Source organism: Bradyrhizobium agreste, from assembly GCF_016031625.1.
GTDB classification, from domain to species: domain Bacteria; phylum Pseudomonadota; class Alphaproteobacteria; order Rhizobiales; family Xanthobacteraceae; genus Bradyrhizobium; species Bradyrhizobium agreste.
The window spans coordinates 53,771-67,083 of the sequence record NZ_JACCHP010000011.1; the positions used below are offsets into that span (position 1 = coordinate 53,771).

Genomic DNA, 13,313 nt, shown 5'->3' on the forward strand with positions numbered 1-13,313 from the left:
GCGGCGTCGCATCGGCGCAATCGAAGGGAGATAGAAATATGATGCGCGCAGCCGATAGCGGTCGCGCGTGTAGTGGCGCCGATTGCACAATCGTTCGCTAAGTAATGATACGGAGGTGGGCGCCTCCCGCAAAAAGTTCCCGGCTTACACCTGGTTAACATTGTTGCCGTAGACACGGGAGTGATGCGGCTCCACAGCGTCGTGGGGCCGGCCGTGACTTTAAGGATCGAGCCGATGCAAGCGATACGTCCCACTGGGGTGGAAAATCTGCTCGGTGAGGAGGAGCTGATCGTATCGAAGACCGATCTCAAAGGCCGCATCACCTACGCCAACGACGTCTTCATCCGCATGGCGAAGTATTCGTGGAAGGAGCTGATGGGCGCGCCTCACAGCCTGATCCGCCATCCCGACATGCCGCGCGCCGTCTTCAAGCTGCTGTGGGACACGCTGCAGTCCAAGCAGGAGATCTTTGCCTACGTCGTCAATCTGGCGAAGGACGGTAGTCACTATTGGGTGTTCGCCCACGTCACGCCGACATTCGACGAGCGCGGCAACATCGTCGGCTACCACTCCAACCGTCGCAGGCCGGATCCCGCGCAGATCGAGCGCATCAAGCCGATCTACAAGTCGCTGTGCGCCGAAGAGGCGCGGCATGCCAATGCCAAGGAGGGCATGCAGGCGAGCTTCGACGCGATGGTCGGGCTGCTCAAGCAACAGGGTGTCGGTTACGATGAATTTGTGCTCTCTCTCTAAGGCGCAGGGAGCGACCGCGCTCGCGTGTGGCCTTGCCGTCGTTGCGTTCGTTCTCTCGCTGCTCGGCATGACCGGAATCGCGAGTGCCGCTTCTCTTGGCGCGGCGATCGCGCTGCTCTTCTATGCCCTCTGGTGCCAGCACCGCACGGCGGTTGCCGTCGACGAGGTGGCTGATGTGTGCCGCAAGGCGGCGGGCGGCGATCTCGAGGCGCGCATCCTCAGTGAGCGGCAGGCCGGGCGCATCGGCGCGATCCAGAAATCCGTCAACGACATGCTCGATATCGCCGACGCCTTCGTGCGCGAAGCTTCGGCCTCGATGGACTATGCCAGCCGCGGCAAGTATTTCCGCAAGATCCTCGCGCGCGGATTGCCCGGCTCGTTCCGCCGCTCGGCGACCGTCATCAATGCCGGCACCGACAGCCTCGGCCGCCGAGTCGTCGAGATCGCGGACCTCGCCAGGCAGTTCGGCACGCATCTCGACCAGGTTGCGGGCACGCTGATGGGCGCGGCGACCGATCTCGAATCCGATGCCGGCCAGATGGCGGCGGCGGCGGAGAAGACCAGCCTGCAGACCTCCGGCGTGCTCAGCGCCTCCGACCAGGCCTCGCGCAACGTCGCCACGGTCGCCAGCGCCGCCGAGCAGCTCGCATCGTCGATCGCCGAGATCAACCGCCAGGTGGCCGGCTCGACCGCGAGCACGGGGCGGGCGGTGAACGAAGCCAATCGCGCCGGCAGCGAGATCCGGAGCCTTGCGGACGCCGCGATGCAGATCGGCGACGTCGTCAAGCTGATCAGCGAGATCGCCTCGCAGACCAACCTGCTCGCGCTCAATGCCACCATCGAGGCGGCCCGCGCGGGCGAGGCCGGCCGCGGCTTCGCGGTCGTCGCCTCCGAGGTCAAGAGCCTCGCCAACCAGACCGCCAAGGCGACCGAGGAGATCAGCACCAAGGTCGGCGAGATGCAGCAATCGACCACCAATTCGGTCGCGGCCGTCGAGGCGATCGCGCAGACCATCGCCGAGATCAACGGCATCACCGCCTCGATTGCGGCCTCGATCGAGCAGCAGGGCGCGGCGACGCGCGAGATCGCCCGCAACGTTCACGAAGCCTCCGCCGGCACCTCGCAGGTCTCCTCCAACGTGACAGGCATCAGTGAAGCCGCCGCCGACACTGGCCGCGTCGCTGCCCGCGTCAACCACGCCTCCGAACGCGTCCACGGCGAAGTCGAGACGCTCCGCCGCGAGGTGACGCAGTTCTTGCAACGGCTGACGTCGGCGGCGTAAGGCTGCCCGGCCTCTCCCTGTCGGGACGTTTTCAGCGAGCGAATGGGGAATAGCGAGTGGCGAATGGCTTCATCTCCGCCATTCGCCACTCGCTATTCGCCATTCGCCCGTGCCCTAGGCACCCCGTGCCCGTTGTTAGTGCTTGATCGCGTTGACCTCAGGTGTTCTGCTCAAAAAAGCTGCTGGAGCACCGCAACCCGTGTCGATCTACGTCGCGCTACACCACGTCACGCACTACAAATACGACCGCCCGATCGACCTTGGCCCGCAGACCATCCGGCTGCGGCCGGCGCCGCATACGCGCACGCCGATCCTGAGCTATTCGCTCAAGGTCACGCCCTCCAATCATTTCGTGAACTGGCAGCAGGACCCGCAAGGCAACTGGCTGGCGCGCTACGTCTTTCCGGAGAAGACCACCGAGCTGAAATTTGAGGTCGACTTCACGGCGCAGATGACCGTGGTCAACCCGTTCGACTTCTTCGTCGAGCCCTATGCCGACAGCTTTCCGTTCGAATATCCCAAGGACCTCAAGACCGAGCTCGCGCCTTATCTCGAGACCATCAAGCCCGATCGCCTGTTCGCCAAGTTCCTCGATTCGATTCCGCACGAGGCCCCGAACACCGTCAACTTCCTGGTCGAGCTCAATCGCGAGATCCAGAAGAAGGTCCGCTACATCATCCGCATGGAGCCGGGCGTGCAGACGCCGGAGGAGACGCTTGCTTCCGGCGCAGGCTCATGCCGCGACTCCGCCTGGCTCTTGATCCAGACCTTGCGCCACCTCGGGCTCGCCGCCCGCTTCGTCTCCGGCTATCTGATCCAGATCCGTCCCGACATCGATCCGATCGAGGGACCGCCGGAAGTCGAGAACGATTTTACTGATCTGCACGCCTGGGCCGAGGTCTATCTGCCGGGCGCGGGGTGGATCGGATTCGATGCGACCTCGGGCATGCTCGCAGGGGAAGGGCACATCCCGGTCGCAGCCACGCCGCACTACCGTTCGGCGGCGCCGATCTCCGGCGGGGCCGGCTTTGCCGAGGTCGAGTTCTCCTTCGACATGAGCGTGAAGCGGATCCGCGAGGCGCCGCGCATCACAAAGCCGTTCTCCGATGAATCCTGGGCGCGGCTCAACGACCTCGGCGAGCAGGTCGATGGCGATCTCGCCGCCCAGGACGTGCGGCTCACCATGGGGGGCGAGCCGACCTTCGTCTCGGTCGACGATCTCGAAGCGGGCGAGTGGAACACGGAGGCCGTCGGTCCGACCAAGCGCGCACTCGGCGACGATCTGATCCGCCGCCTGCGCGCGCGCTTCGCGCCGGGCGGGCTGTTGCATTACGGCCAAGGCAAATGGTATCCCGGCGAGAGCCTGCCGCGCTGGGCCTTCGGCCTCTACTGGCGCAAGGACGGCGTACCGATCTGGAAGAACGCCGATCTCATCGCCAGGATCGAGAATCCGAGGAGACCGGAGGTCAAGGACGCCGAGGCCTTCATGGAAGGCACGGCGGCGCGGCTCGGTCTCGACCTCGGCTACATCATGCCGGCCTATGAGGATCCCGCCTATTGGCTGCAGAAGGAAGCGGAGCTTCCGGTCAATGTCGATCCCACCGATTCCAAGCTGTCCGATCCCGAAGCGCGCGCACGCATGGCGCGGGTGTTCGACCAGGGCCTGAACACGCCGCGCGGCTTCGTGCTGCCGATCCAGCGCTGGAATGCGCCGCCGCGCTGGCGCAGCGAACGCTGGCCGCTCCGGCGCAATCATCTGTTCCTGACGCCGGGCGATTCACCGCTCGGCCTGCGCCTGCCGATCGGCTCGCTCGGTTACGTCCCGCCCAACCAATATCCCTACATCGTCGAGCAGGATCCGATGGAGCCGCGGGGCAAGCTGCCGGTGTTCACCCGCATGGCGCGCCCGCCATCGCCGCCGCGCACGGCCCCGGAGCATCTCAACACGGCGATTCCCGTGCGCACGGCGATGGCGGTGGAGATCCGCGACAGCGTGATCTGCGCCTTCATGCCGCCGGTCGAGCGCATCGAGGATTATCTCGAGCTGATCTCGGCGCTCGAGGACACTGCCGAGGAGATGCAGCTTCCCGTCCACGTCGAGGGTTATCCGCCGCCGTTCGATCCGCGCATCGAGGTGATCAAGGTGACGCCCGATCCTGGAGTCATCGAGATCAACATCCAGCCGGCCAAGAGCTGGCGCGATGCCGTCGAGATCACCACCGGCCTCTACGAGGATGCCGCCAAGGTCCGCCTCGGCGCCAACCGTTTCCTGGTCGACGGCCGTCACACCGGCACCGGGGGCGGCAATCACGTCGTGGTCGGCGGCTCCTCGCCGCAGGATTCGCCGTTCCTGCGCCGGCCCGATCTCTTGAAGAGCCTGGTGCTGTATTGGCAGCGCCATCCCGCGCTGTCCTATTTCTTCTCCGGCCTGTTCATCGGCCCGACCAGCCAGGCGCCGCGCATCGACGAGGCGCGCCACGACAGCATCTACGAGCTCGAGATCGCGCTCTCGCACGTGCCGCCGCCCGGACATCAGGCGCCGCTCTGGCTGGTGGACCGGCTGTTCCGGCATCTCTTGGTCGACATCACCGGCAACACCCACCGCGCCGAGATCTGCATCGACAAGCTCTATTCGCCGGAAGGACCCACGGGCCGGCTCGGCCTCGTCGAATTCCGCGCGCTCGAAATGCCGCCGGATCCGCGCATGTCTCTAGCACAGCAGCTCCTGATCCGCGCGCTGATCGCAAAGTTCTGGCGCGAGCCGCTGGGCGGCAAGTTCGTGCGCTGGGGTACCGCGCTGCACGACCGTTTCATGCTGCCGCATTTCATCTGGGACGATTTTCTCGACGTGCTCGGCGAGCTCAAGCAATCGGGCTATCCGTTCGAGCCGGAATGGTATCTGGCCCAGCTCGAATTCCGCTTCCCCGCGTTCGGCCGCATCCATCATGGCGGCGTGACGCTGGAGCTGCGGCAGGCGCTGGAGCCCTGGCACGTGCTCGGCGAGGAAGGCTCGGCCGGCGGCACCGTGCGCTATGTCGATAGTTCGGTCGAGCGGCTCCAGGTCAAGGCGGAAGGCTTCGTCGAGGGCCGCCACGTCGTCACCTGCAACGGCCGCCGCCTGCCAATGACCCCGACCGGCCGCTCCGGCGAAGCCGTGGCCGCCGTCCGCTTCAAGGCCTGGCAGCCGGCCTCCGGCCTGCACCCGACCATCCCCGTCCACGCACCGCTGACCTTTGACCTGATTGATACCTGGAACGGCCGCTCGCTCGGCGGCTGCGTCTACCACGTCGCCCATCCCGGTGGGCGCAACTACGATACCAAGCCGGTCAACACCTATGAGGCCGAGGCCCGGCGGCTGGCGCGCTTCCAGGACCACGGCCACACCCCCGGGCCGATGCAGCCGCCGCCCGAGGAACGCACAAATGAGTTTCCGCTGACCCTCGACTTGCGGACCCCGCTCCTGCAATGAGTATGACGGTGGGGCAGGGAGAGGCGCATGGCCGAGGGCGCAGCCGAGCAGGACGACAAGGCGGGAAAGGCGCAAGGCCAGCGTGAAGGCCAGCGCCGCCTCGCGCAATGGGTCCGCGACTATAGCCGGCTGCCGGGTATCCCCGACGAGTTCTTGGGGCCGGACGGCGCCCCGCGCGCGGTCTGGAGCCGCTTCTTCGACGCCTTCGGCGCGCTGGCGCCCGACGAGATCGAGCGGCGCTTCGGCATGGCCGACCGTCACCTGCGCGAGGCCGGCGTCACCTATCGCGCGCCCGGCGATAGCGCCGACCGGCCCTGGTCGCTCAGCCACCTGCCGCTGTTGATCGATGAAGCCGACTGGCAGCAGCTCTGCGCCGGCATCACGCAGCGCGCCGAGCTGCTCGAGCGCGTGCTGCGCGACATCTATGGCGAGGGGCGGCTCGTGGCGGAAGGCGCGCTCCCGGCCGCCGCGATCGCCGGCAGCCCCGAATATCTCCGTCCCGTGTGCGGCGTGCCGCCGCCCGGCGGGCGCTATCTCTCGATCTATGCTGCCGATGTCGGCCGCGGGCCCGACGGCCGCTGGTGGGTGCTCGGCGACCGCACCCAGGCGCCATCGGGTGCCGGCTACGCGCTGGAGAACCGCCTGGTGTTGTCGCGCGCCTTCTCCGACCTCTACAAGTCGATGAACGTGCCGCGCGTTGCGCCGTTCTTCGAGGCGTTCCGCGACTCACTTCGCGCGCGCGCCGATCGTGACGAGCCCAGGATCGGCGTGCTCACCCCCGGCAGCTTCAGCGAGACCTATTTCGAGCATGCGACGCTGGCGCGCTATCTCGGCTTCCTCCTGGTCGAGGGCGACGATCTCGCGGTCAGCGACAACCGCGTCCACATCCGCACCGTCGCCGGCCTGAAGCGGCTCGATGTGCTCCTGCGCCGGGTCGATTCCAACTCGCTCGACCCGCTCGAGCTCGATGCCTCCTCGCATCTCGGGGTGCCCGGTCTGATCGACGTGCTGCGCAAGGACGGCGTCGTCATTGCCAACATGCCGGGCTCGGGCGTCTTGGAGGCGCGGGCGCTGCTCGGCTTCCTGCCGGCGCTGAGCCGCCGCCTGCTCGGCGAAGACCTGAAGATGCCGCACATCGCGACCTGGTGGTGCGGCCAGCGCGTGGCACGCGACGAGGTGCTGGCGCGGCTCGATGAAGTCGCGATCGAAGGCGCTTATCGCCGCGGCGTTCCCGGCTTCGACTCCAGCGGTCCGGTGCTTGCGAGCGAGCTCGACGCCAGCGCCCGGCAGCGCCTGATCGATGCCATCGGCGCGCGCGGCATGGATTATGTCGGCCAGGAGGTGGTGCGGCTCTCGACCATGCCGGTGTGGGAGCACGGCCAGCTCACGCCGCGCCCCTTCGTGCTGCGCGTGTTCGCGGCCGCCACGCCCGACGGCTGGGCGATCATGCCCGGCGGCTTCTGCCGGATCGCCGAGCAGCCGGACGCCCGCGCGGTGTCGATGGGCGACGGCGCGCGCGCCGCCGACGTCTGGGTCGTCTCCGACAAGCAGGTCGCAACCGCGACGCTCCTGCCTGCGACCGACAAGGTGCGCATCCGCCGCATCGCCGGCGTGCTGCCGAGCCGCGCCGCCGACAATCTGTTCTGGCTCGGCCGCTATCTCGAACGTGCCGAGGCGACGCTGCGCCTGGTGCGCGCGCTTGGCTCGCCGAGCGGGCCGAACAAGGGCACCGCGGCCTCGGTGCAATCGGCCGAGCGCATCCAGCGCCTTTTGGTGGCCTGGGGCGCGGTCTCGCAATCCTCGCGCACGGCCGCGGGGCGCATCGTCGCTGAAGCGCTGCAGAGCGAGGAGCGTTTCGGCTCGGCCCTGTCGCTGGTGCGCGCGGCCCTGCGCACCGCGACCTCCTTGCGCGAGCGGCTGTCGCCCGATGCCTGGCAGGTGATCACCGAGATGGCCGAGCGCCTCGCCATCGAGGTGGAGGACGACGACAGCGTGCTGAGCGCCGCCGAGCTGACCTTGCAGGAGCTGGCAAGCTTCGCAGGGCTCGCGCAGGAGAACATGAACCGCGCCGCCGGCTGGCGCTTCCTCGACATCGGCCGCCGCATCGAGCGCGCCATCAACACCACGCGCTTCACCCGCCAGTTCGCCTATGACGAGGCTGGCGATGAGGATCTCGACATCCTGCTGACGCTGGTGGATTGCCAGATCACCTACCGCTCGCGCTATCTGCTGGCGCCGATCCTGGCCCCGGTGCGCGACCTCGCCGTCCTCGACGGCTACAATCCGCGGTCGGTGGCGTTTCAGGTGACGACGCTGAACGAGCACATTGCCGCGCTGCCGAGCCTGAAGGAGTATGGCCTGATCGAGAAACCGCAGCGTCTGGCAGTAGCGATGCAGGCGATGCTCGCGACCGCGGAGGCCGAGAAGCTCGAGGTCAAGACACTGTTCGCCCTGGAGCAGGATCTGCTCAGCCTCGGCGAGGCGATCGGGCAGCACTACTTCCCGCACGGTCCCAATGCCAGCCGGCCGGAAAAGCTGACGGGGCTGGCGTGATCTACGACATCCGTCACGTCACCACCTATGAGTACGAGAATCCCGTCAGCTTCGCCCGCTGCACGCTGCGGCTGGAGCCCGCAAGCGGCGGCGGCCAGGAGCTGATCTCGCACGAGGTCGAGATCCATCCGCGCCCGGCCGAGCGCAATGAGCGGCGCGACTTCTTCGGCACGCTGACCGAGAGCGTGACGATCGAAGCCGCCCATCGCAATCTGCGCATCGACTCGCGCTCGCGCGTCTCGGTGTCGCGCCGGCCGCCGGCGCGCGATGCGGTCAGCCCACCCTGGGAGAGCGTCCGCGACATCGCGTTCGAAGCCACCAGCCTCGGACCGTCCTCGCCCGTCGGTTATGTCTTTGCCAGCCCCCTGGTGCCGGTGCTGCGCCCGGTCAGCGCCTACGCCGGATTGAGCTTTCCGCCCGGCGCGGGCGTTCTCGCCGGCGCCGTCGACCTGATGCGACGCATCCGCGGCGAATTCCGCTACGACCCGAAGGCGACCGTGATCTCGACGCCGCTCGACGAGGTGTTCGACAAGCGCCACGGCGTCTGCCAGGACTTTGCCCATGTCATGATTGCCGGGCTGCGCGGGCTCGGCCTGCCCGCGGCGTATGTCAGCGGCTATTTGCGGACGATTCCGCCGCCGGGCCAGCCGCGGCTGCAAGGTGCCGACGCCACCCATGCCTGGGTCTCGCTGTGGTGCGGGGCCGAGCTCGGCTGGATCGATCTCGACCCGACCAACGATCTCCTCATCGGCAACGATCACATCGTGCTGGCCATGGGGCGCGATTTTTCCGACGTCTCGCCGATCGACGGCATCATCGTCGGCTCGCCCAAGCAGAAGCTCGGCGTCGCCGTCGACGTGGTGCAGGTGGAGTAGCCCGATCGCGCGGCCGTTGCCGCACGGGGCGCCGGAGGCGTCCCGTGCAGTCGGTGTCAGCACGCTCAGCGCGCCGCGCCGGTGGTCTTCGGCAACAGCTTCTGCACGTCCGCGGCCATGTCGGCGAGGACGGCCTCCGGCTCCTTGGCGCGGGCGCCCGAGACGATCGAGTTGAGATGATCCTTGATCACGTCGGTGATCTTGAGGCCGTTGTCGCCGGGGAAAGCGTACCACTTGGTGAGCAGCGCGAGCTGGCTGACGGCGGTGTAGTTGTTGGGGTTCTTGACGTAGAAGTCCTTCAGATAGACCTCGTTGGCGACCTTGTTCGGCGGCATATAGCCGGTCGTCGCCGCCATGATCGCGGCGCCCTTGGGGCCGGTCCAGAACTTCACCGCTTCCCAGGCCGCGTCGCGCTTGGCCTTGTCCTTGGCGAGGATGAGCACGACGTTGCCGCCGGCCGGCAGCCTGCCCTTCGCCGAGGCGACGTCCGGGAACGGAATCGTCTTCAGCGCGAACTTGCCGCCGGTCATCTGCGTGACCTTGTTGAGGTCCGACGTCGAGGTGACGTGGAAGCCGGTCTTGCCGGCCGTGAACGCCGCGCGCATCGACGGCTGGTCCAGATTGGGCATGCCGGCCTCGTTGACCAGCCGCGCGATCGTGTTGATGGCGAACTTGCCTTCGGCGCCGTCGAAGGCGACCTTGGTCTCGTCGGCATTGAGCATGGTTCCACCGCGGGAGAACACCGGCGCCTGCCACAGCCAGTTGCCGGTGATGTCCCAGGCATAGGTGACGCCATTGGTGTCGTTGCCGAGCGCCTTGATCTTCTTGGCGAGCGCGATCAGCTCGTCCCAGCTCTTCGGCAGATTGTTCACGTCGCCGCCGGCCTGCTTCACGAGGTCGAGGTTGACGTAGACGATCGGCAGCGAGATCGCGAAGGGCAGGGCATAGACCTTGCCGCTGGCGGTGCCGATGTCGAACATCGCCTGGTGGAAGCCCTGCTTGTCGAAATCCTTCTCCGCGGCGATGTAGCCGTCGAGCTCGGCCGGTATGTTCTTGTCGACCAGGACGCGGATGCGGTTGAGGCCTTGGAACGAGACATCAGGCATCTGATTGGTCACGGCCTCGCGCAGCACCTTCTGTGTGCCGTCCTCGTAGGATTCGTAAGGCGCGCGCATGGTGACCTTGATCTCCGGGTGCACCTTGGCGAATTCCTCGGCGATGCGCTTGTGCGTCTCGGTGAACAGCTCCGGATAGGGATATTGCATCACGATCTCGGTCTGGGCCTGCGCGAGCGCAGATCCGGCTGCAAGCGACAGAGCCGCAGCGGCGATGATGGACTTCAGCATAGATAGACTCCCTGTTTGAGGTGACGCGGTTACTTGATCCCGGTGAGTGTGATGCCCTCGATGAAACGGCGCTGGGCAAAGAGGAAAGCGATCACGAGCGGCGCGATGATCACCATCGCCGCCGCCATCAGCGGGCCGTAGCTGGTGCCGGCCTCGTTGTTGCGGAAATGCGCCACCGCGAGCGGCGGCGTGCGCAAGTGCTCGCTGTTGAGCACGATCAGCGGCCAGAAATAATCGTTCCAATGCGCGACCACGGAGAAGATGCCGAAGGCGGTCACGGCCGGGATCGCGGCCGGCAGCATCACCCGCCAGACGATGCCGAATTCGGAGATGCCGTCCATGCGCGCGGCGTCGACGAGATCGTCGGGCACGGTCTTGAAGAACTGGCGCATCAGGAAGATGCCGAACACCGAGATGGTGAAGGGCAGCACGAGCGCGGCATAGCTGTCGAGCAGGCCGATCTTGTGCAGCAGCAGGAAGACCGGGATCGCAGTCGCCTGCGGCGGGATCAGGATCCCGAACAGCACCAGCGCAAACAGCGTCTCGCGGCCGAGGAAGCGGAGCTTGGCGAGCGCGTAGGCTGCCGGCAGCGCCACCATCACCTGGAGCACGAAGATCGAGACCGTGACGATGACGCCGTTGAGGAGAAAGCGCAGCAGATTGGCCTTGGCGAAGGCCTCGCGCAGGTTCTCCATCAGCGCGAACCGGTGCGGGATCAGGTGCAGCTCGCTGGAGAAGATCTCGGTCTGCGGCTTGGACGCGGTCGAGATCATCCAGATGAAGGGGGCCAGCATGAGCGCGGCGCCCGTGATCAGGAGCACGTGGCGGAGGATCGCCCGGAACGGGACGGGATGCGCGTTGCTCATGTGTAGTGCACGCCGCGATCGGCGAGCCTCGATTTGATCAGCGTGAGTGCGAGAACGAAGACCAGGAAGACGACGGTGATCGCTGCGGCGTAGCCCGAGCGGAAGAACTCGAAGCCTTCGGTGTACATGGTGTGGATCAGGACCTCCGTGGATTTCGACGGGCCGCCCTTGGTCAAGACGTGCACGGTGTCGAACACCTGGAACGAGCGGATGCCCGAGATCACGACGACGAAGGTCGTGACCGGCCCGAGCATCGGCCAGGTCACCAGGCGAAAGCGCGCCCAGCCGCTCGAGGCACCGTCGATCTCGGCCGCCTCGTAGAGCTGCTTGGGAATGGAGACGAGGCCGGCAAGAAACAGCACCATGTTGAAGCCGACGGCCTGCCAGATGCCGATCGCGCACAGTGCATAGAGCGCAGTGTTGCGGTCCTGCAGCCAGGCGAAGGCCGGCAGGCCCGCGCCCCGCAACAGCCCGTTCACCAGGCCGAATTGCGGATGCAGCATGAATTCCCACACCACCGCCATCGCGATCAGGGTCGCCATGACGGGGAGGAAATAGATCGTCCGGTAGAGGCTGCGCAGGCTGGTGCCGCTCTGGATCAATAGCGCGATCGCAAGGCCGGCGATCACGGCGCCAGGCACCACGATCACGACGTAAGTCAGCGTGTTGCGCAGCGCGGTCCAGAATACCTTGTCGGCGAACAGGTCCTGGTAGTTGGCGAGCCCGATCCAGGAGATATGCGGCGCGCCGAGCTGATAATCGGTGAAGGAGAGGGCGATCACGCCGGCGAGCGGACCGAGCAGCATGACGAGCATGAGCGCTGCGGCCGGCGTCACCAGCGCGTAGGCGGCCTGGGTCCGCCGGCTGCCATGAGCCGGCAGCGTGCGCCTTGTCGTGCCCGCGGGAGCGACGGCCGCCCCGATCGTCATGGAGCCGTCAGACATGGGCGGGCTCACGGACACGCTCGGCCTGCTCCACGCGGAGCTCGATGCGTTTGCCGGCCGGATCGAACATCCGCACCGTCTCTGATGCGAAGCCGAAGGCGAGGGGGCTTGCCATCGCCGGCAAATGCCTGACGTCCGCGAGCCGCGCGATCAGGCGCGACCCGGTGCCTTCGACCGCGAGATGCACGAAGGCCTCGGCGCCGAGATTCTCCAGATGGACGACGGTTCCCGAGAACGGTCCCGTGCCGAGCTCGATCCGCTCCGGTCGGACCCCGATGCGACAATCGCCGGCCGCCGCATTGCACGTCAGCTTCAGGGTGGTCCCCAGCACGTCGACGCCGCCGTCCTTTCGGATCCGGCCGGGCAGGATGTTGATCTTGGGGCTGCCGATGAATTCGGCAACACGGATGTCGCCGGGCTCGTTGTAGATCTCAGCCGGCGTGCCGGCCTGGATCAGCTCACCGCCCATCATGACGGCGATCCGGCTCGACATCGTCATCGCCTCGGCCTGGTCGTGCGTGACGTAGACGAACGTTGCCTTGAGGCGGCTATGCAGCTCGGCGAGCTCTGCGCGCATGTGAACGCGCAGTTTGGCGTCGAGATTGGAGAGCGGCTCGTCGAAGAGGAAGGCCAGCGGCTCTCGCACCATCGCGCGTCCGACCGCGACGCGTTGCCGCTGTCCGCCGGACAATTGCCCGGGCTTGCGCCGCAGCAACGGGGTGATGTCGAGCTGCTCGGCGATGCCTTCGATGTCGGCGCGAATGTGCCGCTCCTTGGCGCGCCGGCTCGGCAGCAGCGCTCCCAACAGCGGCAGCCGCTCGATCGCGGAGAGGCGCCGCATCCGCAGCGGCACCGCGATGTTGTCGAAGGTGCTCAAATGCGGATACAGCGCATAGGATTGGAACACCATCGCGAGGTTGCGCGCGCTCGGGCGAATGCCATCGACCTGGCGTCCGTCGATGTGGACCTCGCCGGAATTTTGCGGCTCGAGCCCGGCAATGATGCGAAGCAGGGTCGACTTGCCGCAGCCGGACGGGCCGACCAGCGAGATGAACTCGCCGTCCGCGATGTGGAAATCGATGCCTTTCAGGACGTCGGTGCCGTCAAAGGACTTGCGGATTGCGGAAAGTTCGATTTGCGCCATGCGCGCTGATCCCCTGCTGGTCCGTTTGCGGCGCATGAGGAGTAGGAAGCGCGTCTGACATTCACATAACGGTCAATGGCC

The 13,313-nt window shown here is 66.8% G+C and carries 9 protein-coding genes; 5 read left to right on the forward strand and 4 right to left on the reverse strand.

Annotation, left to right across the window (positions count from 1 at the left end; translation table 11 throughout):
• Positions 1–234 precede the first annotated feature (234 nt).
• The 5 genes from HZZ13_RS17275 to HZZ13_RS17295 all read left to right on the forward strand — a co-directional run bounded on the left by HZZ13_RS17275 (position 235) and on the right by HZZ13_RS17295 (position 8,932).
• Entirely contained in the window at positions 235–753 is a 519-nt protein-coding gene (locus tag HZZ13_RS17275; RefSeq protein WP_197960754.1) for a PAS domain-containing protein, read from the forward strand.
• Positions 731–2,035, forward strand: coding sequence for a methyl-accepting chemotaxis protein (locus HZZ13_RS17280; protein WP_197960755.1), 1,305 nt, complete (start codon positions 731–733; stop codon positions 2,033–2,035). Before HZZ13_RS17275 ends, HZZ13_RS17280 begins: the two co-directional genes overlap by 23 nt.
• Positions 2,036–2,234: 199 nt before the next feature.
• Positions 2,235–5,504 carry a transglutaminase family protein gene (locus HZZ13_RS17285; RefSeq protein WP_197960756.1) on the forward strand — a complete coding sequence of 1,090 codons (3,270 nt, stop codon included), beginning with the start codon at positions 2,235–2,237 and terminating at the stop codon, positions 5,502–5,504.
• A 27-nt stretch (positions 5,505–5,531) separates the two neighbouring features.
• Complete coding sequence (locus HZZ13_RS17290) at positions 5,532–8,057, forward strand: circularly permuted type 2 ATP-grasp protein (RefSeq protein ID WP_197960757.1); 2,526 nt, start codon at positions 5,532–5,534, stop codon at positions 8,055–8,057.
• Positions 8,054–8,932 (forward strand): transglutaminase family protein, encoded by an 879-nt coding sequence (locus HZZ13_RS17295; RefSeq protein WP_197960758.1) that lies wholly within the window; start codon positions 8,054–8,056, stop codon positions 8,930–8,932. Before HZZ13_RS17290 ends, HZZ13_RS17295 begins: the two co-directional genes overlap by 4 nt.
• A gap of 65 nt (positions 8,933–8,997) precedes the next feature.
• Here the strand turns inward: HZZ13_RS17295 and HZZ13_RS17300 are convergent, their stop codons facing one another.
• From HZZ13_RS17300 to HZZ13_RS17315, 4 genes are read right to left on the reverse strand one after another with little or no spacing between them, the layout of a single operon-like run.
• Positions 8,998–10,278 carry an ABC transporter substrate-binding protein gene (locus tag HZZ13_RS17300; protein WP_197960759.1) on the reverse strand — a complete coding sequence of 427 codons (1,281 nt, stop codon included), beginning with the start codon at positions 10,276–10,278 and terminating at the stop codon, positions 8,998–9,000.
• Positions 10,279–10,307: 29 nt separating this feature from the next.
• Positions 10,308–11,144: a carbohydrate ABC transporter permease gene (locus HZZ13_RS17305; protein WP_197960760.1), complete on the reverse strand. Its 837-nt coding sequence runs from the start codon at positions 11,142–11,144 to the stop codon at positions 10,308–10,310.
• Positions 11,141–12,088 (reverse strand): carbohydrate ABC transporter permease, encoded by a 948-nt coding sequence (locus HZZ13_RS17310; protein ID WP_197960761.1) that lies wholly within the window; start codon positions 12,086–12,088, stop codon positions 11,141–11,143. The genes HZZ13_RS17305 and HZZ13_RS17310 overlap by 4 nt, the downstream gene beginning before the upstream one ends.
• Positions 12,081–13,232 (reverse strand): ABC transporter ATP-binding protein, encoded by a 1,152-nt coding sequence (locus HZZ13_RS17315; protein ID WP_197960762.1) that lies wholly within the window; start codon positions 13,230–13,232, stop codon positions 12,081–12,083. The genes HZZ13_RS17310 and HZZ13_RS17315 overlap by 8 nt, the downstream gene beginning before the upstream one ends.
• Positions 13,233–13,313: the final 81 nt, after the last annotated feature.